Source organism: Congregibacter brevis, from assembly GCF_045689245.1.
GTDB lineage: Bacteria > Pseudomonadota > Gammaproteobacteria > Pseudomonadales > Halieaceae > Congregibacter > Congregibacter brevis.
This window is the reverse complement of record NZ_CP136865.1, coordinates 2,696,099-2,717,429: the sequence shown is the minus strand read 5'-3', so window position 1 is coordinate 2,717,429 and position 21,331 is coordinate 2,696,099. Positions and strand designations below refer to the sequence as shown.

Below are 21,331 nucleotides of genomic sequence, written 5' to 3'. Positions count from 1 at the left end.
GGCGGGCGAGTAATCGCTTTCGTCGGGAGGAGTATTCGGCTGCGTTGAATGACTATATTGTGGTTGTTTGTCCAACGTAGGTAGCCCAATATCTCGCTAGGAGGGAATGATCTGCGCAACAGTGCCAGACTTTGCCAACGGAGGGAAACCTCATCGTCCCACTGGTATGCCAACAAGCCTTTGGCTAGACTGGGCGCTTTCCGAAAATACTCCATTTATATGACGACGCTCACGCATCTAGATGACGAGGGACGCGCCCGCATGGTCAATGTCGGCGAGAAGCCGATCACCGCAAGACGAGCTGTAGCTCGTGGTGAAGTTCGCATGCTTGGCGCAACGCTGGATCAGGTTCGCTCTAACAGCCTCTCGAAGGGGGATGTATTGGCCGTGGCAAGAATCGCCGGGATTCAGGCGGCTAAGCGTACCGACGAACTGATTCCTTTGTGCCACAGCCTGCCCTTGGATGCCGTTAGCGTGGACTTTGAGCTCGATGATACTTTGCCCGGCGTGAGAGTGACTGCCAGTGCTAGTGTGGAGTCACGCACAGGGGTCGAGATGGAGGCGCTTACGGCGGTGTCCGTAGCCGCCCTAACTATTTACGACATGTGCAAGGCGGTGGATAAAGGCATGGTGATCGACAAGCTCTGTCTCGTTCGTAAAGAGGGGGGACGTTCTGGTGTGTGGGATCGAACAGAGTTCGATGATGCGACATCGCAGCCGGCGACCGCTAAGGAGTAGACCGTGAAAATCATGTTCTTTGCGAGATTGAGAGAGCTGCTGGGTGAAGACAGCGTAGAGATCGCTGACGCCGATTGCCCCGCAGACGTTGCGGCTCTTCGCTCAATGCTCCGATTAACTGTGAATGCCGACTTGGCTGAGTCTTTGGCCGACCCCAACGTGTTTTGTGCGGTCAATCAAAAGGTGGTTAAGGAAGATCAGCCGTTGGCAAGTTCCGATGAAGTCGCTTTCTTTCCTCCGATGACCGGGGGGTGAGTATGTTTGCCGTTGATATTGCTGAGCAGCCCTTTGATGTGGCGGCATTGGCGAGGGACTTTCCTCGTAGCTCAGACGATACGGGCGCGGTTGCGACATTCACGGGCTATGTCCGTGGTGAGGGTATTAGCGCCTTAGCTCTTGAGCATTACCCGGGCATGACTGAGCAGAGTATTCTGGACTCCATTCACAGCGCCGCACGACGCTGGCCCGTACAATCCGTGCAGGTCGTGCATCGCGTAGGGGAGTTAGGGCCGGGGGAGCCTATTGTCTGGCTTGCTGTAGGCTCGGCTCATCGCGCAGCAGCGTTCAGCGCCTGCGAATTTGTAATGGACTATCTCAAGGTGTCGGCGCCCTTGTGGAAGCGAGAGTGCGACCTCGCAGGCCACTGGCGCTGGGTTGATGCCAAAACTACTGATGAAGACCGCGCTAGGCGCTGGGGCAGGGACGCTACCGCATGAATATTGATTCCCGCGAATTGCGGGATGCTCTGGGCCAATTTTCCACGGGCGTCTGTCTGGTTACTGCCGCAGGTGATGAAGGTGTTGCGTACGCATTAACGATTAACTCCTTTGCGTCCGTGTCTCTCGATCCGCCTCTTGTACTTTGGAGTTTGCAAAAAGATGCGGAAATTTTTCCCGTGTATGCAAACGCTGCCACTTATTGCATAGCGGTACTAGCGGCCTCACAGGAAGCGCACTCCACGGCGTATGCCCAGAAGGGTGGACATCGTTTGTCCGATTCGGATTATGAGTTGGGTACAAATGGTGCGCCATTGATTAAGAACGCGCTGGTTAACTTCGAGTGCAGCCTTGAGCAGTCCCTCGATGGCGGCGATCACATCATTTTGCTCGGACGAGTGACGCGAGTATCAGAGATTGAAGCGCAAGCACCTTTGGTGTTTTTCGGCGGTGAGTATCGGGAGCTACAATGAAGTTCTGTAGCGAATGCGCGGGTTCTATATCGTTCCGTATCCCGGAGGATGACGATCGAGACCGCTATGTTTGCGATGACTGCGGTGTTATTCACTACATTAATCCCAGAGTCATCGTCGGATGTTTACCGGTTTACGAAGACAAGGTCTTGCTATGTAAGCGGGCTATCGAACCTCGCTACGGTTATTGGACCTTGCCCGCAGGCTTTATGGAGAATGGTGAGACTACCGAGGAGGGCGCTGCTCGCGAGACCTGGGAGGAAGCCCGTGCCCGCGTGAGCAATCAGCACCTCTATCGAGTGTTTGACGTTCCTTATATCAGTCAGGTCTACATGTTCTACCGCTGTACTCTGGACGACGGGCGCTTTGGCGTAGGCCCCGAGAGTCTTGAAACCGCATTGTATTCGGAGCAGGAAATCCCCTGGGATGACATTGCTTTCCCTGTGGTTCGAGAGACTCTTAAGGCTTTTTTCGAGGATCGCCGTCGCGATGACTATCCCATCGCTGTAAAGCCCATACGTTTTAAACGGCCACCCAAGACCGACTGATCCCAGTGCGCAGCGCGTCATCGGCGGTAAGCACATATAAATAGCATCACCGTATTCGACTCAAGGAGAGATAGATGGCTTTTCCCAAGATAGGCAACCTGGCGCCAGCTTTTTCAATGCTGGATCAGGACGGAAAAAAGGTAAGCCTCAAGGATTTTCGGGATAAAAAGAACGTTGTCGTTTACTTTTATCCCAAGGCGATGACGCCCGGCTGTACAACGCAGGCCTGTGGGATTAGAGACAGTAAAGCGGCTCTAAAAAAGCTCGACACGGTTGTGCTCGGTGTGAGTCCTGATCCTGTAAGCCGCCTCAGCAAATTTATCGAAAAGCAGGATTTGAACTTCACTTTGCTCTCGGACGAGGATCATGCGATCGCTGAAAAGTATGGCTGCTGGGGACTCAAGAAATTCATGGGTAAAGAGTTTATGGGCATCCTGCGCACGACTTTCATTATCGGCAAGGATGGTCGTCTCAAGCATGTTATGGATAAGTTTAAGACGAAGTCGCATCATGATGACCTCCTAGTGCTCATCAAAGAACTGGGACTTTAATCAGTGGGTAAATCGTCCTCTTCAACCAAGATCGTTAGCTTCAATGCCAATGGTATCCGCGCCGCAAGTCGAAAGGGCTTCTTTGATTGGATGGCACAGACTGCCCCAGACGTGGTTTGTGTTCAGGAAACCAAGGCCCAGATACACCAGCTTACGGACGAGATGTTTCATCCAGAGGGCTATCATTGCGTTTACAACGATGCGATCAAGAAGGGATACAGCGGCACAGCGGTTTATTCCCGCGTAAAGCCTCGGGCAGTCATAACAAAGCTTGGTTGGGAGCCCGTAGATGGTGAAGGACGGTATTTGCAGTGTGATTATGCAGGTCTTTCGGTGATATCTCTTTATGTGCCCTCGGGATCCAGCAGCGAAGCGGCGCTCGAAAAGAAGTTCATCTTCATGGATTTGTTTTTTGAGCACCTTCGTGCGTTAAAGCGTAAGCGGCGGGAGTTCATTATTTGTGCTGACTGGAACACATGTCACCAAAACATCGATCTCAGGAACTGGCGATCGAATCAAAAGAACTCGGGGTTTTTGCCGGAAGAGCGAGCGTGGCTCGATCAAATTTACGATGAGATAGGTTTCGTTGATTCTTTTCGGATCGTGGACAAGGAGCCTGACCGTTACACCTGGTGGTCAAATCGGGGACAGGCTTGGGCGAATAACGTTGGTTGGCGTCTTGACTACCAGATGATCACTCCAAAGCTCGTGCCCACTGTTCGCGCTGCATCAATTTATACTGAAGAACGCTTTTCAGATCACGCGCCTCAGATCATGGATTACGACTTGGAAATCAGCGCGTAGTCAGCGTAAGCGTTTGCCGGGGATGGTCAAAACCGTTACATTCCCGTGCCATCTTTAAGGGGTCGACGACCGGTCGCTCCCATCTTATAAAATACCTCTAAGGAGTTACCGTGTTTATTGCATCTGCTCACGCTCAGACTGCCGCTGCTGGCGCCCCGGCCGGAGGCGAATTGTTTCAGATTATTTTTCTCGTTGGCCTTTTCGTACTTTTTTACTTCATTGCTATCCGACCGCAGCGAAAGCGCCAAAAAGAGCATTCGGCCATGGTCGCGGCACTTGGGAAGGGCGATGAAGTGGTAACCAGTTCCGGTATTCTCGGCAAAATTGTGAGCCTGGACGATAACTATGTTGTGCTCAATGTGAGTGAAAAAGTAGAGCTCAAGTTTCAGCGCGTGCATATTCATGCAGTGCTACCCAAAGGAACTTTAAAAAGCATCGCCTAGCATTGCGTTCTTCGTCGAGCCCGATGACTCTCCTCATGACACAACTGAACCCCCAAGGAACACCACGCTATGGCTGAGATCATTGGAACCATCAACGGTATAGCTTGGGGACCCGTTATGCTGGTGTTGCTCCTGGGCACGGGTATATACCTCACCCTGGGTCTCGGCTTTTTGACGCTCCGTAAGTTACCGACGGGCTTTTCGCTTCTGTTTCGGGGCCGTAGCGGTGCCGGGGCAGGGGATATCTCCCCTTTCAGTGCTCTCATGACCTCTCTGTCGGCTACTATCGGCACGGGCAACATCGCAGGCGTTGCCACGGCGATCACTCTAGGTGGGCCCGGCGCCTTGTTCTGGATGTGGATCACCGCACTGTTTGGCATGGCGACCAAGTACGCCGAGGCGGTCTGTGCTGTGCACTACCGCGAGCAGGACGCTGATGGTCAATACAGTGGTGGCCCCATGTATTACATTCGTAATGGTCTAGCTGCGCATTGGCACTGGCTGGCATTTGCGTTTGCTATTTTTGGAGCCTTTGCCGGCTTTGGCATTGCCAATACCGTTCAATCCAATTCCGTAGCACAGGTACTCAACGACAGTTACGCGATCAATCCTCTTTATACCGGTCTCACTCTGATGGTCTTGGTCGGCGCGGTGGTTCTCGGAGGGATTAAGCGCATCTCTAGTGTCGCCAGCCTCCTCGTACCACTGATGGCGGCGAGCTACCTGCTTATGGGTGTCATTGTGATTGCTATGAATGCCTCAGCCGTGCCTGCTGCGATAGCGACCATTGTGGAATCTGCATTCACTGGCTCAGCTGCAATGGGCGGGTTTGCCGGGGCGACAATTTGGGCGGCAATCCGTTTCGGCGTCGCCCGAGGTATTTTCTCAAATGAAGCAGGTCTGGGTAGTGCGCCGATTGCTCACGCCGCGGCAAAGACGAACGAGCCGGTGGAGCAGGGCATGATTGCCATGCTGGGAACCTTTATCGACACCTTGATTGTTTGCAGTATCACTGGCCTGGTGATCGTCATTATGGACGTGCTTCCCAGCGGTGTTAGTGGCGCTAGCCTCACTAGTATGGCTTTTGGTAACGCCTTTCCCGGCGGCGACATCATCGTGACCTTTGGCCTTTGTATTTTCGCGTTCACCACAATGATCGGCTGGTCTTTTTATGGAGAGCGCTGCGTGGTGTTTTTGGTGGGAACTCGGGGCGTACTGCCTTTTCGTCTTGCCTGGGTGCTTGCTATACCTGTGGGTACCGTCGTGCAGCTGGATCTTATTTGGTTGATCGCTGACACTCTCAACGCTTTCATGGCAATTCCTAACCTGATAGCCCTGTTACTTTTGGGGCCTCTGGTGTTCCGTCTCTCCCGGGAATACTTTCAGCGCAGTTAAGCGTTGTTTGACCCGGGCAGTTAGCAGGGTATGCTCGAACAATGGGCGTCACACTCGACAAGAAACTGGTTATCGCGATTTCTTCGCGGGCTTTGTTTGACCTCAGTAAAAGCCATCGCGTCTACGAGGAAGAGGGCCTGGCTGCTTACTCCGAGTATCAGATAGAGCATGAAGAGCAACCCCTTGAGCCTGGCGAAGCTTTTCCTCTTGTGGAGAAGATGCTTCGTATCAATGCGCGTTTGGGCGGTGACAAGGGCGTTGAGGTTGTGCTTTTGTCACGCAACAGTGCAGACACCGGGCTACGGGTTTTTAATTCGATTCAGCACTACGGGCTGACCATCAGTCGAGCCGCTTTCTGTGGCGGTGAGAGCCCCTGGCGTTACATCAATGCCTTTGGCTGCCAGCTTTTTTTATCCAGTGAAGCAGAAGATGTACGCAATGCTCTGGATTGCGGGATTGCTGCGGCGACGCTCGTTTCGAACAAGGGGGCGAACCGTGGCACTGATCAGCTGCGCTTTGCTTTTGATGGTGACGCGGTCCTGTTTTCTGATGAAGCAGAGCGGGTGTTCAAAAGTGAAGGGCTGGATGCCTTCGCCGCCAGTGAGCAGGCCTCTGCGCACACTCCGCTATCTGGTGGTCCATTTAAATCCTTCCTGTCAGCGCTACATGACATTCAGCAAGCGCTCCCGGCTGAAGATCCTCCCATTCGCACCGCATTGGTGACCGCCAGGTCCGCACCTGCCCATGAGCGCGTTATTCGGACCTTGCGCGCGTGGAACATTCGTATTGATGAATCGATATTTCTGGGCGGCCTGGATAAGACCGATTTTCTTCGCGCCTATGAGGCTGACGTGTTTTTTGATGATCAGCCGGCCCACTGCGCGTCGGCAAGCCCGCATATCGCGACCGGGCACGTGCCCCACGGGGTAGCAAACGAGCGATAAGCGCTAAATCTGATCCTTATACCCAAAAGGCTTGAAAAATTGCACAGCTAATGGCTATTCTTTCTAACGCACAGACACTGAGTCTGTTCTTCTTACGCCAGAGGCACTTTCGCCATGAAGCTTCAGCAACTCCGATATATTTGGGAAGTCGCTCATCACGACCTCAACGTGTCGGCGACCGCGCAGAGCCTTTACACGTCACAACCGGGTATCAGTAAGCAGATTCGCCTTCTTGAGGACGAACTGGGCGTAGAGATCTTTTCTCGCAGTGGCAAGCACTTAACACATGTGACGCCGGCGGGTCAGGTGATTCTGGAAACTGCCGGTGAGGTTTTGCGCAAAGTAGAAAGTATCAAGCACGTAGCCCAGGAGTACTCCGATGAAAAGCGCGGAGCGCTGTCTATTGCTACAACGCATACGCAAGCTCGCTACGTATTACCTGACGTTATCCGAAGTTTCATTGGCAAGTATCCGGAAGTTTCCTTGCATATGAATCAGGGTACCCCGATGCAGATTTCCGAGATGGCTGCGGACGGCACGGTTGATTTTGCGATCGCCACAGAGGCCCTCGAGTTGTTCAGCGATCTGATCATGATGCCGTGCTATCGCTGGAATCGCTGTGTGATCGTGCCCAAGGAGCACGCTTTGGCGCAGGTCTCCCGACTCACTCTAGAGGATGTAGCCGCGCACCCCATAGTGACCTATGTGTTTGGCTTCACGGGCCGATCGCGTCTTGATGATGCCTTTGTTACGGCTGGGCTTACGCCGAGAGTGGTTTTTACCGCAGCGGATGCCGACGTCATCAAAACTTACGTACGCCTGGGTTTGGGAATTGGCATCGTGGCCGATATGGCGCACGACGAGGAGATTGATGATGACCTCGTTGCGCTAGACGCTCGACATTTGTTTGCCAGCAGCGTGACCAGTATTGGCTGTCGAAAGGGTACGTTCTTACGGGGGTACATGTACGACTTCATATCTGATTTCGCTCCCCATTTGAGCCGCGAGCTTGTTCAGGAAGCCTTTCAGCGAAAAACACGTTCTGAACTCGAAGAACTGTTTAGCGACCTTCAGCTGCCCGAATACTAGTAAGGCGCCGTAAGTAATCTACTTGTGAGGCCTAAAGGGTTCGCTCGAGCTCGCTGAGAAAAGCGCCGACCTTATCCCGCTGCTCCTGATACTCGGCCAGGGCTTGCGAGTCATCCACTAATCCGCCTCCGGCCCAGCAGTGAAGAGTCGCTCCTTCGTTGAACAGCGTGCGAATCGAGATATTGCTGTCTAACCTGCCGTGACGAGACAAGTAGAACAGACTACCGCACCAGTGATTTCGAGCAGCGGGTTCGATGTCGTCGATAATCTCCATAGCGCGACGCTTCGGGGCCCCAGTGATGGACCCACCGGGCATACAACCAAAGAGCAGATCCAGAGTGCTGTGATCCGCTGAGAGCTCTCCTTTCACGACGCTGACCAGATGGTGCACTGTCGCATAGCTCTCGAGCTTGAACAGTTCCGGAGCGGTTACCGAGCCTGGTGTACAGTAGCGGCCGATATCGTTGCGCAACAGATCTACGATCATCAGGTTCTCCGCTCGCTCCTTGTCAGAGTCCATTAATGCAGTAGCAGCGGCCTTATCTTCTGGAGTGTTCTTATGGCGGGGGCGCGTGCCTTTAATGGGGCGAGACTCTACCTGCCTGTTATCCACTGTAAGAAAGCGCTCCGGCGATAGACTCACGAGGGATTGATTCTCAGAGAGTGGAAAGAATCCACTAAAGGGGGCTTTAGCGATTTTGCGCAATTGTCGATATGCGGCAAACAGGTCACCTGCATAGCGCGACGAGAATGGTTGACCAATGTTGACTTGATAGCAGTCTCCGCTGCTTATGTAATTCTTTACTTTCTGGAACCGTTGTTTGTAATCATCCAGAGACCACTCACCTTCGAAAGCTTTTTCGAGCTTGAAGTTTGCTGCCTCGGGTTCCTTCTTCTTCGTTGCCAGAAGGTTCTGAATAGTCGGAGCGATCCTATCGACCACCGTTGCTTCTCCGACTAGCCAGCTGCAGCGCTTGTGCCGATCTTGCACCACCGCCCACGGGTAGTAGTGCACGGTGGCAATAGGTGAGCAGTCGTCTGTTCGAGCCGGCATGCCCTGGAGTCGGCGGCCGACGGCATAGCTGAGGTGACCTATGTAGCCACCGTAAAACGGCAGATCGCCGGCCGGCCTGTGAGTGGTGACTTGTTGTTGGGCGCTGGCTTTCCATTTATTGATTATTAGGTTCAGGTTGTCGTTTGACGTCCCCGAATCTACGCGGAGTCCCCGGGAGCCATCAGCCTGTGCCGCGATGATGTCGTAGCGACCGCGCGAGGAGCCTCCGCTGTCCAGCAGGCTGGTGTGGCCTAATGAACGTAATCGCGCATATACATTGCAAGGATCATCATGGAAGGGCACAGAGGCGCAGCGGGTCAGTACCTTGTGTGGCGATTCTGTCATATTGTGATACACTAAATCCGTTCCGAGATTTGGCTTAAGCTGTTGTTTAAATTGACTTTGATTGGTGGGGTCACTAGCATCCGAGCCCTCTTTGCCGGTATTGCTGCACTTTTCGAATGGCCAATATTGCTCCGGGGCAGGACTCTTAGCCAAACCCGTTTAGCTTTGACAGCCGACCCAAAGAACACGAGTAGTAAATCATCTTCCCCTAGGAGAGTAACTCGCACACATGAGTGATTCATCGAACGGCAATATGAAAGATACGGTAACGGACTCCGACGCTCCGTACGCCACCCTAAACAACCCCTTCGCAGCCGCACTTGAGCAGCAGTTTGAAGTGCCCGGGCAGATTCAAAGCGCCCCCGGTTTGTTCGAAGAGACCATGAAGGCCGGAGCTGCTCTGCAAAGACGTCCGCACACGGCCGCCGGCGTGCGAAGTATACAGCGCCAGCACCTCAAAAATCGGATGACCGTGTGGGAGCGTATAGAGTTCCTCGCTGATGAACCGCCTCGCGTTCTTTACCAGAACTGGGGCCCTAATCTTGACGGGGCGTCTCTTGTAACCGCATTAATCCGGGTAGGCGGTAGAGATATCGCCATTTACGGCCATGACTTTACCGTGCGAGCAGGGTCTATGGACGCGACTAACGGCGAAAAGCTCGCAAGACTCTTTGAGCTCGCCGCCAAGCAACGCATACCCTTAGTGGGACTCAATGATTCAGCGGGCGCCTATATTCCCGCAGGCGTCGGTGGCCTGGATGGCTACGCTGACGCCTTTACAGCGCTTAGAAAGATTAGCGGTATCGTACCGAGCATCATGTGCATGTTCGGGTTCAACGCTGGCGGCGGGTCGTACTTGCCGCGTCAGGGAAGCTTCCTTATTCAGCCCAATAACACCTTCTTTGGCCTCACGGGGCCGGGGGTTGTTAAGTCCGTGCTCGGCGAAGACGTTACACCAGACGAGCTTGGCGGTCCGAATGTACATAGCCAATCGGGTGTTACGGATTTTGTAGTACCCGATGAAGTGGCAGCACTTCGCAAAGTGCGGGATCTACTGAACTACCTCCCGAGCCATAATGGCGTAGCGGCTCCGCATCAGCCTTCTTCAGATCCCATCTCTCGAAAGACCTGGGATATTGATGTTTTGTTGAAGAAGGCCTTCAACTCGCCGACGGGGTTCAATACGCCCATCGATATCACTGTGCTTATTCAGCAGTTATGCGATCACGGTGACTTCCTTGAGCTTCAGGCAGAGAGGGCACGCAATACGATTACTGCTTTGGGGCGTATGGGCGGTAACGTCATAGGCTTTGTGGCCAACAACTCTGCGGTGGCCTCAGGCCAGATTGATATTGGTGCCGCATACAAGAATGCACGTTTCATTCGCTTCTGCAATTTGTACAACATTCCGATCATATTCCTTGAGGACACCACGGGGTTTTTGCCCGGTCGCGAGCAAGAGTCACGAGGTATCGTCCAAGCGGGACGCGCGATGCTGGATGCCATCGTAGATTTACGTACGCCTCGATTCCTCGTACTTGTTCGTAATGCCTTTGGTGGGGCTTATGCGTCTTATAATAACTACTCGACGGGGGCAGATTTCGTGGTCGCGCTGCCGACAACCCGTGTAGCGGTCATGGGCCCTGCGGGCGTTGAGTACGTTTACAAAGACGAACTTAAAAAGCTTCGGAGTGAGGCAAAGACTCGATTAGTGAAGGAGGCTCAGGCGCAGCAGTCTGCCGGGCTCAGTGAGGCCGAAGCGGCCGATGCAGCACAGACCCTGATCGACGGCTGGATCAAGGCCGAAGAGCAACTGCTTGCGCAGCGCTACGAGCGTGAGCTGATGAACCCGAACGAGGCGCTCAGTCTCGGATCAATCTCCCAGATCGTCATGCCCTCAGATTTAAGGCAGGTGCTTGCAGAGCACATGGACTTTTGTCTGCGTAATTACGAGCCTGCGCCGATGGACGGCGTTCAGCGGGAATTTCATTGATACCTACTCATTTGCTAAGGACCGGCTGCCGTGTCTAACGAACACTATTTAAGAAATCCACTGATCCACAGCGATCGACAGCTTGGGCGTCAAAGCAGTGCTTGGGTGAGTCAGTTTGATTGCTCGCACATGCGGCCATTGATCATTTGCCGTGGACCGATTCGTAAAGAGGCGATCGATGTTTTCCGTGAGATGGGAATCCGACACATCGGGATTCTTCTTTCCGAGAAAGACTCCATTGTTTATCAAAACGCACTAGCGCCGGAGCTGCGGGTAATGCCCGACCCCGAGCGAATTCATCGCGTCCCTGATTACACGGGTGCGAACAAAGAAGAACGCGATCAGCGTATTCAGCAGATTATCGGTATCGCGCGAGACAACGGATACAACTCGATCTTTGCCGGCTACGGGTTCATGGCCGAAGATGAAACCATGGTCGCCGCTATGGAAGCCGCAGGCCTTAACTTTATTGGCCCTTGTTCGCGCACCGTGCACGACGCTGGTCTTAAAGACGAAGCCAAGCGCACCGCATTGAAAACAGGCGTTTCGGTCACGCCGGGTATTGATAACGCGACGGCGCTGACTTTACTCAAACGCCATCCTGACCACGCTGCGCTGGCCGCTTTGATCGCGGCAGAGTCTTTGCCTCTGGACCCAGAAACCCTTGACGCCGAACTGGAGGCTGCTGCAGATCAGGTGCTGGCAGCGAGCTACAGCAAAGGCGTAGACCTCTACACCGTTGATGAGCTAAGCGAAACTATTACTGAAGCAGTGCTGCGCATGAGCGAGCAGTACCCGAGCAACCGCGTGCGGCTAAAAGCCATTAGTGGTGGCGGTGGTAAAGGTCAACGCATCCTCGGTATCGGGGAGGCTGATCGCGCAGGCGAGATGGTCCGAGAGATTCTCAACGAAGTGAAGACCACCGGCGTAGGCGATAACAAGAATGTTCTCGTCGAGCTCAACATAGAAACAACGCGACACCAGGAAATTCAGGTCATCGGCAATGGCATCTGGAGCATGAGTCTTGGCGGGCGTGATTGCTCGCTACAGATGCATGAGCAAAAGCTCCTTGAAGTGTCCGTGACTCTGGAGTCATTACACCTCGCTCTGGAAGAGGCCAAGGCTCAGGGTAATGAGACCGAGACGGCTGTCTTAGAACAGGATATTCACACCCTATCCCAGATGGAAGACGAGGCCGCTCGTTTTGGTGAAGCTGTTGGGCTCGACTCCGTGTCGACCTTTGAATGCATTGTCGACCGCGATAAGCATTTCTTTATGGAAATGAATACGCGAATTCAGGTGGAGCATAGGGTAACGGAGCTGTGTTACGCCCTGCGCTTCGCTAATCCCAATGACTCTGAAGATCACTTCGTCGTGGAGTCTTTGGTTGAAGCCATGGTGCTCCTCGCTGCGCACGGCGCCAAGCTACCCAAGCCCCATCGCGTTCAGCGTTATAACGACAGTGTAGAAGCACGCCTCAACGCCACGAACCAGGCGCTCCAACCCAGCGCGGGTGGAATCATTGAGTATTGGTCTGATGCTATCGATGGTGAGATCCGTGATGATCAGGGTATTAGTCTTCATAACCCGGACACGGATGTATTCATGAAGTACACCCTCGCCGGGGCCTATGATTCAAATATCGCGCTCTTGTTGACCGTGGGTGGTACGCGGCTGGACTGCTACCAGCGCATGGCTGAAACGATTCGTCAGACCCAAATGCGCGGTAAGGATCTAGCGACGAATCTTGAGTTTCATTACGGCTTGGTGAATTGGTTCCTGGGCCAGAACATTAACGCACGGCCAACCACACGGTTTATCGTTCCATACCTTACCGCTGTGGGTGAGCTGAAGCGTGAAGCGCTGGATATTGATTTAGAGCACGCCTGGAAACAGCTTAGCCAACGGGAAATTGATGCGGCGGATGACGCCGGCGCTAAGTCTCTGGCTGCGACGTTAGATCTGAAGCACACCTTGTTGCTTCGTCCCCTGGAGCTCCTTCTTGAGGAGCCGCATTTATTGAGCGGCTGGCTGAGTATTCATAGTGACAGCTACACAATGATAAATGGGCACGTCAGCTGGAATGATAATCCCATCGAATTACTTGTCGATTTGTATCACTTTTTGAACATGGACTATCTGCCGGGGGCTCCCGCCGCCGGCATGATCTGGGAGCACGATCACGACATCCTTCAGGACGCACAGGCGTTCTACTCAAAGCTGAACACGCTCCTGCCGGCAGAGGATTGGTTGGCGACGCAAACCCAGCTCAGCGACGACGCTGTGCCAGAAGGCGTAGAGCTCTCTAAGCAGGAGTGGGCTACGGTTCAGGCTGCGCATCGCGGGTACCAATCTGGTTGCTCGATAATGAGCGTTCTGCCTGCGATCGCCGAGGCCACAGGCTTTTTCGCGTTAACGGTAAATGATGATTTAACGATTGATATTCCTGAGCGTCTTAATGATCCGGATCTTCAGTCGAGCATGGCTAAGGTGCTAGTGCCACCGCCAGTCGCTAAGTCCGATGAAATCATCGCCGCTAGCGGTGGCATGTTCTACGGCCGGGAGACTCCAGAGTCTCCTCTGTACGTGGAGAAAGGCGATCACTTCGATGCGGGTGACCCCTTATACATCGTTGAAGTCATGAAGATGTTTAACAAAGTCTATGCGCCTTTCTCCGGAACTATCGAAGAGGTTCTGGTAGACAGCGACGGCATGATTATCAGTAAGGGACAACCGGTATTCAGAATCACGCCGGATGAAAAAATTGTCGTTGAGTCTCCTCAAGAGGTTGCGGAAAGGCGTCGCTCGGCGACCGCTCGTTATCTCGACCAGCTCTAATTGAGAGATGAGTTTAAAGGCTCGTTTTAAAGGAATGCACCAGCTCAGGAGTCGCAAGCCATGATTACCGCACTGGATCACATCGCAGTCGCAGTACCCGATTTAGAGAAGGCCATACAACGTTTCTGTGAGGACTTCGGCCTTCCCTTTGATGGTCGAGAAGATGTCGATGCGGCCAAGACGTCCACGGCGTTTATACCCCTGCCACCGACGAATATAGAATTGGTGCATCCCTTAAATGGGGAGGGGCCGATCGCTAAGTATCTGGAGAAGCGTGGCGGAGGTCTTCATCATCTGTGTTTCCGCTCAGATGACATTTACGCGGACGTGGATCGACTCCGTGCGAAGGGCTACGAGTTCATCTCCGATGCGCCTGCACCCGGGGCGCACAACTCACTGACCATATTTATTCATCCGCGCAGCTGTGACGGGATTCTTGTAGAACTCAATCAACCTGCTGACGAGCACTGAGAATTAGCCATGAGTGATAGTAAGAAGGCGACAGCGGAGCAGTTAGCGGCCTGGGATGCTCTAGCTACCCAACAAATGAAGGGTAAAAGCCCCGATGATCTGATTTGGGATACGCCCGAGGGCATCGCTGTGAAGCCGCTGTACACAGCGGCAGATATCGATGGCTTGGAGTATGCAGATACGCTGCCCGGAATGGCACCGTACCTCCGGGGGCCCCAGGCCACGATGTACGCTGGAAGGCCGTGGACAATTCGTCAGTACGCTGGGTTCAGCACGGCAGAAGAGTCCAATGCTTTCTACCGCAAAGCGCTGGCGGCTGGCGGGCAGGGCGTCTCTGTAGCCTTCGATCTTGCTACCCACCGTGGCTATGATTCGGATCACGAGCGCGTCACCGGTGATGTCGGTAAAGCAGGCGTCGCTATTGATTCTATTGAGGATATGAAGATCCTCTTTGACGAGATCCCCCTGGATAAAGTCTCCGTGTCGATGACTATGAACGGGGCCGTCTTACCGGTACTGGCTGGTTACATCGTGGCAGCGGAAGAGCAGGGCGTCAGTCAGGACCAGCTCGCGGGAACTATTCAGAACGATATTCTGAAAGAGTTCATGGTGCGTAACACCTATATTTACCCGCCGGCGCCGAGCATGCGGATCATCGGCGACATCATTTCCTATTGCTCGAAAAATATGCCGCGTTTTAACACCATCTCCATTTCCGGATATCACATTCAGGAAGCTGGAGCGAATGCTGCCTTGGAACTCGCTTACACCCTCGCGGATGGCAAGGAGTACATTCGGACTGCCATAGCCTCGGGTCTCGGGATTGATGAGTTCGCGCCACGGCTGTCGTTCTTCTGGGGCGTGAGCATGAACTTCTATATGGAGATCGCCAAGATGCGTGCGGCGAGACTTCTGTGGAACGAGATTGTTGCGGAGTTCTCTCCTGAGAATCCCAAAAGCTCAATGCTGCGCACCCATAGTCAGACTTCAGGCTGGTCGCTTACCGCTCAAGACCCTTATAACAATGTTGTTCGAACAACAATCGAAGCCATGGCAGCAGTGTTTGGAGGCACTCAATCCCTGCACACTAACGCTTTGGATGAGGCCATTGCTTTGCCCTCGGATTTTGCGGCGCGTATAGCCCGCAACACACAACTTATTCTTCAAGAAGAGACGGGCATTACCAAGGTTGTAGACCCATGGGGTGGCTCATACATGATGGAGTCGTTGACGCAGGAGATCGCCGACAAAGCGCGGGAGCTCATCGCCGAAGTGGAAGAAGCGGGTGGTATGGCTAAGGCCATCGAGACAGGCATGCCCAAGCTACGCATCGAAGAAGCGGCGGCAAAAAAGCAGGCGAGAATAGATCGCGGCGAGGATGTGATCGTCGGTGTGAACAAGTACGAGCCTAGTCAAGAAGACCCCATCGATATTCTGGACATTGATAACGCTGCGGTCCGTGACGCACAGATTGCTCGACTCAAGAGTATTCGCGCGTCGAGAGATCAGACTGTAGTAGACCAGGTTCTCTCACAGATTACCGCTTGTGCTGCGGGCGGCCCGGGCAACTTACTGGCACTGTCTATAGACGCCGTGCGTCTCCGTGCTACCGTTGGAGAGATATCCGACGCGATGGAGGCCGAGTTCGGGCGATTTACTGCTCACTCGCAAACGGTTTCTGGCGTTTATGGTGCGGCGTTTGAAAATGATGAGAACTGGAAAATGATTAGTTCGGACATAGACAGTTTTGTAGAGCGTCATGGACGTCGCCCCCGAATGCTGGTCTGCAAAATGGGCCAGGATGGCCATGACAGAGGCGCAAAGGTCGTCGCAACGGCGTTTGCCGATGTGGGCTTCGATGTTGATTTGTCTCCGATGTTTTCCACTCCCGCTGAGGTGGCGCGTCAGGCTGTTGAAAATGACGTGCACGTAGTCGGTGCTTCAAGCCTGGCTGCGGGCCACAAGACCTTGGTGCCCCAGCTGATAGAGGAGCTGGCCAAGCTTGATGCCAGCGACATCGTGGTTATCGCCGGCGGTGTTATTCCTGAGCAAGACTATCCGGCACTGAAATCAGCAGGTGTGCAGTGTATTTTTGGTCCCGGCACCGCGATCCCTGAAGCCGCTCGAGAAGTGCTTGAGGCGGTGAACACCGCCACCGCGTAACGCTGCATGGCTGCGCCTGACGCCCAGAGTATTCGTAGCGGTAATCGGCGAGCGCTTGCCAAGGCGATCACCCTCACCGAGAGTTCGCTTTCTGCTCACCGACGGCAGGCTCAAGACCTGCTTGAAGAGTTGTTGCCCCATACCGGCAACAGTATTCGTATTGGCATCAGCGGTGTTCCCGGCGTCGGGAAATCCACGTTTATCGAATCCTTCGGCCAGCTGCTTTTGGCGGCGGGACATCGCGTCGCAGTCCTTGCGGTGGATCCAAGTTCACCAGTCGCTGGGGGCTCCATCATGGGCGACAAGACGCGCATGGAGCAGCTCTCGCGGGAAGAGCATGTCTTTATTCGGCCCACACCATCTGGTGGCACTCTCGGCGGGGTGGCTCAAAAGACCCGCGAAACCATGCTGCTGTGCGAGGCTGCAGGCTATGACGTGATCATCGTAGAGACGGTCGGGGTAGGGCAGTCGGAGTTTCAGGTCGCGGGGATGGTGGATTTTTTCATGCTTCTCATGCTCCCCGGGGGCGGCGATGAGCTCCAGGGCATTAAGAAAGGGATTGTAGAGCTAGCCGATGCTCTGGTTATCAACAAATCGGACGGAGAGGGAGAGGGCATTGCCGCGTCCACCCAAACCCAGTACCAGTCTGCGTTTAGCCTCCTTCGCAATGAGAGCCATTGGACCACTGTTGTTATGCGTTGCTCCGCCTTAGCGAAAACCGGCCTTGATGAGGTTTGGGAAACTATTCAGTCCTACGTCACTTCGACACGAGCATCGGGCTTTTTTGATCATCAACGATCCACACAGAATCGCCAATGGATGCAGCAGCTTGTGCAGACTCTATTGCTACAGCGACTCCAAGAGAGCAAGGCGGTGGCCGCGGCGCTTCCAAAGCTAGAGGCCGAAGTTGAAGCGCAGCACATGACTCCTTACAACGCCGCCCGCCGAGTCATTGAGCTTTTGGATAAAGGCTGAGATGGCGTACCGTCCCCTAGAGAAGCTTATGAATCTTCATGACGGTTACCGAAAGCTAGTTAGCGTTCAGGGTCAGCAAATGCTGCTCTGTCAGGAAGAGGGCAGTTTGCGATTATTCAGTCGTCACTGCCCGCATGAGGGGCAGGTGCTAGATAAGGCAACAGTAGTTCAAGACGTCCTTACCTGCCCACGCCACCATATCCAGTTTTCGCTGAGCGACGGAAAGCCGCTCCGTAGCCTATGTGGTTCTTTGCGTGTCTATAATCTGGTTTACGAAGGAAACTCGGTCGGGGTCGACGAGTAGCGTGACCTCTATGCGGTCACGCCGCGTAGATGTCTACAGCGACAAGGCACGAAACTCTGGATCAATCTGTCCCAGACGCCAGAGTTCGTCGAAACGGTGGATCGATGCTTCGCTGCGGGGGCGATCTCCCGGGCGATAGAAACCAGCATCGGTCTCGGCTCCAGGCAATTCCAATACGCTGTCGCGATCGCGTATCACCAGGGTTTCATCGTTCCATTGCGGATGCTCTGCCAGGCGGCGAATCTCCATCCTGCTTGGTAGTCGTCTACAAAGAGTGAGCATACGATGCCCGCGTTGCACTACAGATCGAGCGTCCTTGACCAGAACCTGCACCTGACACAGAGTGCCGCCACGCAGAAAGACACGCAACGCTGACACCAGATCCTCGTCGTCGAAGACACGGTTATCGAGGGTCGGGCTAAGGATTCGAAGTTCCCGTCGCGCCTGGGCCGCCTGAGCGACAACCAGCTCTGCAAAGGGATGGGGATAGCGCAGATGCAGAATGGGCTCATTCCAATCGCGATAATCCAGACTTAGATGCATATCAAGATGCTGTATACCGGCCTCTTCAAAGGGTTGTCCGCGGGCTACAAACCCTGCTTGTTCATAAAAGCGGACTGCGTTCGCTTGTGCATGAAGGTAGAGGTCTTTCTGTCCTGCTTGCCTCGCAATGGCCAGAACTGCCTCCAGAAGCTTCGCACCGATCCCAAGACCTCGGTAGTTAGAGACCACGGCAAGACGGCCAATACGTCCGTCGGGAAGGAGACGGCCGCAGCCGATAGTGACGCCCTGAAGCTCGGCGATGACATGGTTGGCGTTTTCATCCTGGCCATCCCACTCGATGTCTCTGGGTACACCCTGCTCTAAAACAAACACGGCGCTACGGACTCGCTCCAGCTCCGCAGCATCTTCTGGCCAGCTAGCCTGCCGCACTTGCAAAGTTGCTAAGTCATTCATAACAGAGGATAACTCCCTCTTCACAGAGCCAGCTTAAAAGGCCTGGAGCCGCATCGTGGAGGTAACGGGCCTCCTCCAGAACCACCTCTTCATTCCTGCAAAGTGCTTCGATAAGCGGCTGTAAGCATAGTGGCGCATCGTGAGAACAGCCGTGCGCAAACACCATGAGTTCATCGCCGCTGGCATGCCAGGCCAATCGACTTCCGGGTATGCGGGTGATCCATCCACGCTCGCAATCTCGCACAGATTTGGTATCACGGACGTCGCTGTGTGTAGTTGCAACGTCGGTGATCGCTTCGCCAAACCATTTAGGGTCGCTCTGATCTAGCAGTTGCAATAACTGTATCCGAGCTCGCTCCAGATCTTCGCTCGTGATCTCTCCACTGCGCTTGGAAATTTTTCGCGCTGGGTCACGAAACAGTGCGTCGTCCTCGAGAGCGTTGAGACGGTTATCCGCCCAGCGAGCCAGCAAGTCGCTGTGGCGAGGAGCTCTAAAGCCGATAGAGAAGCTTGTGGACTCTCCAACACTCGTCCCGTAGTGCGCGATTCCCGGTGGAACGTAGAGCACGTCGCCACAACTCATCAGGTATTCATGATGAGGCTCAAAGTCAGACAACAGTCGTAGATCTGTGTTTTCCATCAATGAGCTGCTGGCATTACAGGCCCCACCGATCTGCCAGAGACGCTGCCCCTCGCCTTGGATAATAAAGACATCGTAGTTGTCGTAGTGGGGGCCTGCGCTTCCGCCGTCCGTAGCGTAGCTCATCATAATGTCGTCGAGACGCCAGGTCGGCAAGAATTCTACTGCGCGAAGTAGTTCTGCTGTTTCGTCCCAGTATTGATCTACGCTTTGTACTAGCAAGCTCCAGCTGCCGCCGCGTTCATAGCTTTCAGCAGTGAAGGGACCGCGCTCTTGATGCCAGTGACCCTCGTCAGCGCTGACAATCCGTCCGTCGACTTCCTCTTCGATGGCGAGCCCGGCGAGCTCGTCGGCGTCAGCGGGCACCTCGAAGTTTTGGAACCCTGCGGGTATGAATAAGTGCTCTCGCTGCCAGTGCTTAGCGAGGAAGTCCTCAACATCCAATTGCAGGCGAGGACGAGACACCGGTCTAGATGTCTCTTGCCTGATCAGCGGCATTTCCAATGTAACTAGCCGGCGTCAACTCTCGAAGGGATTCGCGTGCATCTTCCGGGATATCCAAAGTGTCGATGAAGTCGCGTATGCGTTGCGCAGTTACCCGCTGGCCCCGGGTGAGAGCTTTAAGTTTTTCATAGGGCTCTTCGACGCCATAGCGTCTCATGACGGTCTGAATAGGTTCGGCGAGAACTTCCCAGCTGGCGTTAAGATCATCATCCATACGGGCTGCATTGCTTTCGAGCTTGCTGATGCCTTTAGCCAGAGATTCAAGGGCTATAAGTGTGTACGCAAAGCCAACACCCATGTTGCGAAGAACTGTAGAGTCGCTGAGGTCCCGTTGCCAGCGGCTTACCGGCAGCTTCTGGCTCAGATGTGTGAACACCGCGTTTGCCAGGCCCAGATTTCCTTCAGCATTCTCAAAGTCTATGGGGTTCACTTTGTGAGGCATGGTCGAAGATCCGATCTCACCGGCAATGGTCTTCTGTTTGAAGTATCCCAAAGAGATGTAACCCCAGATATCTCGGGCGAAGTCGAGGAGCACGGTGTTGGCTCCTCCAATACCGTCAAAGAGCTCCGCCATGTAATCGTGAGGCTCGATTTGGGTGGTGTAGGGGTTCTGCTGTAAACCGAGACCCGAGATAAACGCCGCGCTGAAGGCTTGCCAGTCAATGTCGGGATAGCTCGCCAGATGGGCGTTGTAATTGCCGACAGCGCCATTCATCTTGCCCAAGAGAGGCACATTAGTAACACGCTCGAGCTGGCGCCTCAGTCGAGCAACGCTGTTTGCGATCTCTTTGCCCATTGTAGTGGGACTCGCTGTTTGCCCGTGGGTACGTGACAGCATGGGTTGATCCGCCAGTTCTCGCGCTGTCCCGGACAGTGTCGTGACCAGATTTTCAAAGCCCGGCATCAACACCTTCGTCAGACCGTCGCGGAGCATTAACGCATGAGCAAGATTATTAATGTCTTCAGAGGTACAGGCGAAATGCACAAACTCGCTGATTCGCTGAAGCTCGTCGTCGCCCTCAAAACTCTGCTTAATAAAATACTCTACCGCCTTAACGTCGTGATTCGTCGTCGCTTCGATATCTTTAATCTCAGCAGCATCTCCCACGGAAAACTGCTCGGCGATATTCTGAAGTTTAGTGACCGCTTGGGGGGATAGCGGCGGCACCTCGGTGATTTTGGGCTCGCGAGAAAGGGCGAGAAGCCAATGAACCTCGACCACCACGCGACGTTGTATGAGGCCATACTCGCTGAAGACCTCTGCCAATGGCCGGGTTTTACTCGCGTAGCGACCATCCAAAGGCGTAACCGCCGTGAGGGGACTAAGTGTGAGACTCTCTGATGACATGGTTGTTCCTTTCACTTCCTTTCACTGCTATCTACTGT

The 21,331-nt window shown here is 54.1% G+C and carries 21 protein-coding genes; 17 read left to right on the top strand and 4 right to left on the bottom strand.

What is annotated here, in order from left to right; genetic code table 11:
- The first annotated feature begins 219 nt into the window (after positions 1-219).
- From moaC to cysB, 11 genes are all read left to right on the top strand, one after another.
- Positions 220-738 carry a cyclic pyranopterin monophosphate synthase MoaC gene (gene moaC, locus R0137_RS12005; protein ID WP_407326646.1) on the top strand — a complete coding sequence of 173 codons (519 nt, stop codon included), beginning with the start codon at positions 220-222 and terminating at the stop codon, positions 736-738.
- Between the two features lie 12 nt (positions 739-750).
- Complete coding sequence (locus tag R0137_RS12000; protein ID WP_407330016.1) at positions 751-993, top strand: MoaD/ThiS family protein; 243 nt, start codon at positions 751-753, stop codon at positions 991-993.
- A 2-nt stretch (positions 994-995) separates the two neighbouring features.
- Entirely contained in the window at positions 996-1,454 is a 459-nt protein-coding gene (locus R0137_RS11995; RefSeq protein WP_407330015.1) for a molybdenum cofactor biosynthesis protein MoaE, read from the top strand.
- Entirely contained in the window at positions 1,451-1,927 is a 477-nt protein-coding gene (locus R0137_RS11990) for a flavin reductase family protein (protein ID WP_407326645.1), read from the top strand. The genes R0137_RS11995 and R0137_RS11990 overlap by 4 nt, the downstream gene beginning before the upstream one ends.
- The gene (locus R0137_RS11985) at positions 1,924-2,475 is read left to right on the top strand and encodes an NUDIX hydrolase (RefSeq protein WP_407326644.1); all 552 of its coding nucleotides are present in this window, start codon (positions 1,924-1,926) and stop codon (positions 2,473-2,475) included. The genes R0137_RS11990 and R0137_RS11985 overlap by 4 nt, the downstream gene beginning before the upstream one ends.
- Positions 2,476-2,549: 74 nt before the next feature.
- Positions 2,550-3,026 carry a thioredoxin-dependent thiol peroxidase gene (gene bcp, locus R0137_RS11980; protein ID WP_407326643.1) on the top strand — a complete coding sequence of 159 codons (477 nt, stop codon included), beginning with the start codon at positions 2,550-2,552 and terminating at the stop codon, positions 3,024-3,026.
- A gap of 3 nt (positions 3,027-3,029) precedes the next feature.
- The gene (locus tag R0137_RS11975; protein ID WP_407326642.1) at positions 3,030-3,830 is read left to right on the top strand and encodes an exodeoxyribonuclease III; all 801 of its coding nucleotides are present in this window, start codon (positions 3,030-3,032) and stop codon (positions 3,828-3,830) included.
- A 110-nt stretch (positions 3,831-3,940) separates the two neighbouring features.
- Positions 3,941-4,273: a preprotein translocase subunit YajC gene (yajC, locus tag R0137_RS11970; protein ID WP_407326641.1), complete on the top strand. Its 333-nt coding sequence runs from the start codon at positions 3,941-3,943 to the stop codon at positions 4,271-4,273.
- 69 nt (positions 4,274-4,342) lie between these two features.
- The gene (locus R0137_RS11965; RefSeq protein WP_407326640.1) at positions 4,343-5,668 is read left to right on the top strand and encodes an alanine/glycine:cation symporter family protein; all 1,326 of its coding nucleotides are present in this window, start codon (positions 4,343-4,345) and stop codon (positions 5,666-5,668) included.
- A 41-nt stretch (positions 5,669-5,709) separates the two neighbouring features.
- Positions 5,710-6,612 (top strand): 5'-nucleotidase, encoded by a 903-nt coding sequence (locus R0137_RS11960; protein ID WP_407326639.1) that lies wholly within the window; start codon positions 5,710-5,712, stop codon positions 6,610-6,612.
- A 114-nt stretch (positions 6,613-6,726) separates the two neighbouring features.
- A complete protein-coding gene (cysB, locus tag R0137_RS11955) occupies positions 6,727-7,701 on the top strand; it encodes an HTH-type transcriptional regulator CysB (RefSeq protein WP_407326638.1) in 975 nt (324 codons plus the stop codon).
- Positions 7,702-7,732: 31 nt separating this feature from the next.
- On the opposite strand, the gene R0137_RS11950 is transcribed toward cysB, so the two are convergent.
- Complete coding sequence (locus R0137_RS11950; RefSeq protein WP_407326637.1) at positions 7,733-9,100, bottom strand: anthranilate synthase component I family protein; 1,368 nt, start codon at positions 9,098-9,100, stop codon at positions 7,733-7,735.
- A gap of 253 nt (positions 9,101-9,353) precedes the next feature.
- Between R0137_RS11950 and R0137_RS11945 the strand changes: the two genes are divergently transcribed.
- The 6 genes from R0137_RS11945 to R0137_RS11920 are packed head-to-tail and all read left to right on the top strand — an operon-like array spanning position 9,354 to position 17,844.
- The gene (locus tag R0137_RS11945) at positions 9,354-11,093 is read left to right on the top strand and encodes an acyl-CoA carboxylase subunit beta (protein ID WP_407330014.1); all 1,740 of its coding nucleotides are present in this window, start codon (positions 9,354-9,356) and stop codon (positions 11,091-11,093) included.
- A gap of 30 nt (positions 11,094-11,123) precedes the next feature.
- Positions 11,124-13,931, top strand: a complete 2,808-nt coding sequence (locus tag R0137_RS11940; RefSeq protein ID WP_407326636.1) for a biotin/lipoyl-containing protein — start codon at positions 11,124-11,126, stop codon at positions 13,929-13,931.
- Positions 13,932-13,991: 60 nt separating this feature from the next.
- Complete coding sequence (gene mce / locus R0137_RS11935) at positions 13,992-14,402, top strand: methylmalonyl-CoA epimerase (protein WP_407326635.1); 411 nt, start codon at positions 13,992-13,994, stop codon at positions 14,400-14,402.
- Between the two features lie 9 nt (positions 14,403-14,411).
- A complete protein-coding gene (scpA, locus tag R0137_RS11930; RefSeq protein WP_407326634.1) occupies positions 14,412-16,565 on the top strand; it encodes a methylmalonyl-CoA mutase in 2,154 nt (717 codons plus the stop codon).
- Between the two features lie 6 nt (positions 16,566-16,571).
- Positions 16,572-17,540, top strand: coding sequence for a methylmalonyl Co-A mutase-associated GTPase MeaB (gene meaB / locus R0137_RS11925; protein ID WP_407326633.1), 969 nt, complete (start codon positions 16,572-16,574; stop codon positions 17,538-17,540).
- A gap of 28 nt (positions 17,541-17,568) precedes the next feature.
- Entirely contained in the window at positions 17,569-17,844 is a 276-nt protein-coding gene (locus R0137_RS11920) for a Rieske (2Fe-2S) protein (RefSeq protein WP_407326632.1), read from the top strand.
- A gap of 33 nt (positions 17,845-17,877) precedes the next feature.
- On the opposite strand, the gene R0137_RS11915 is transcribed toward R0137_RS11920, so the two are convergent.
- From R0137_RS11915 to purB, 3 genes are read right to left on the bottom strand one after another with little or no spacing between them, the layout of a single operon-like run.
- A complete protein-coding gene (locus R0137_RS11915) occupies positions 17,878-18,801 on the bottom strand; it encodes a GNAT family N-acetyltransferase (RefSeq protein WP_407326631.1) in 924 nt (307 codons plus the stop codon).
- The gene (locus R0137_RS11910) at positions 18,794-19,906 is read right to left on the bottom strand and encodes a cupin domain-containing protein (RefSeq protein ID WP_407326630.1); all 1,113 of its coding nucleotides are present in this window, start codon (positions 19,904-19,906) and stop codon (positions 18,794-18,796) included. The genes R0137_RS11915 and R0137_RS11910 overlap by 8 nt, the downstream gene beginning before the upstream one ends.
- Before the next feature lie 4 nt (positions 19,907-19,910).
- Positions 19,911-21,293 (bottom strand): adenylosuccinate lyase, encoded by a 1,383-nt coding sequence (purB, locus tag R0137_RS11905; RefSeq protein ID WP_407326629.1) that lies wholly within the window; start codon positions 21,291-21,293, stop codon positions 19,911-19,913.
- Positions 21,294-21,331: the final 38 nt, after the last annotated feature.

What these genes read in the sequence shown, in the direction of transcription:
- mce (WP_407326635.1), top strand. Translation starts at nt 13,992, where the DNA reads ATGATTACCGCACTGGATCACATCGCAGTCGCAGTACCCGATTTAGAG.
- R0137_RS11990 (WP_407326645.1), top strand. Translation starts at nt 1,451, where the DNA reads ATGAATATTGATTCCCGCGAATTGCGGGATGCTCTGGGCCAATTTTCC.
- cysB (WP_407326638.1), top strand. Translation starts at nt 6,727, where the DNA reads ATGAAGCTTCAGCAACTCCGATATATTTGGGAAGTCGCTCATCACGAC.
- R0137_RS11960 (WP_407326639.1), top strand. Translation starts at nt 5,710, where the DNA reads ATGGGCGTCACACTCGACAAGAAACTGGTTATCGCGATTTCTTCGCGG.
- R0137_RS11965 (WP_407326640.1), top strand. Translation starts at nt 4,343, where the DNA reads ATGGCTGAGATCATTGGAACCATCAACGGTATAGCTTGGGGACCCGTT.
- R0137_RS11915 (WP_407326631.1), bottom strand. Translation starts at nt 18,801, where the DNA reads ATGAATGACTTAGCAACTTTGCAAGTGCGGCAGGCTAGCTGGCCAGAA.
- R0137_RS11920 (WP_407326632.1), top strand. Translation starts at nt 17,569, where the DNA reads ATGAATCTTCATGACGGTTACCGAAAGCTAGTTAGCGTTCAGGGTCAG.
- moaC (WP_407326646.1), top strand. Translation starts at nt 220, where the DNA reads ATGACGACGCTCACGCATCTAGATGACGAGGGACGCGCCCGCATGGTC.
- scpA (WP_407326634.1), top strand. Translation starts at nt 14,412, where the DNA reads ATGAGTGATAGTAAGAAGGCGACAGCGGAGCAGTTAGCGGCCTGGGAT.
- R0137_RS11985 (WP_407326644.1), top strand. Translation starts at nt 1,924, where the DNA reads ATGAAGTTCTGTAGCGAATGCGCGGGTTCTATATCGTTCCGTATCCCG.
- R0137_RS12000 (WP_407330016.1), top strand. Translation starts at nt 751, where the DNA reads ATGTTCTTTGCGAGATTGAGAGAGCTGCTGGGTGAAGACAGCGTAGAG.
- R0137_RS11950 (WP_407326637.1), bottom strand. Translation starts at nt 9,100, where the DNA reads ATGACAGAATCGCCACACAAGGTACTGACCCGCTGCGCCTCTGTGCCC.
- R0137_RS11995 (WP_407330015.1), top strand. Translation starts at nt 996, where the DNA reads ATGTTTGCCGTTGATATTGCTGAGCAGCCCTTTGATGTGGCGGCATTG.
- purB (WP_407326629.1), bottom strand. Translation starts at nt 21,293, where the DNA reads ATGTCATCAGAGAGTCTCACACTTAGTCCCCTCACGGCGGTTACGCCT.
- R0137_RS11945 (WP_407330014.1), top strand. Translation starts at nt 9,354, where the DNA reads ATGAAAGATACGGTAACGGACTCCGACGCTCCGTACGCCACCCTAAAC.
- bcp (WP_407326643.1), top strand. Translation starts at nt 2,550, where the DNA reads ATGGCTTTTCCCAAGATAGGCAACCTGGCGCCAGCTTTTTCAATGCTG.
- meaB (WP_407326633.1), top strand. Translation starts at nt 16,572, where the DNA reads ATGGCTGCGCCTGACGCCCAGAGTATTCGTAGCGGTAATCGGCGAGCG.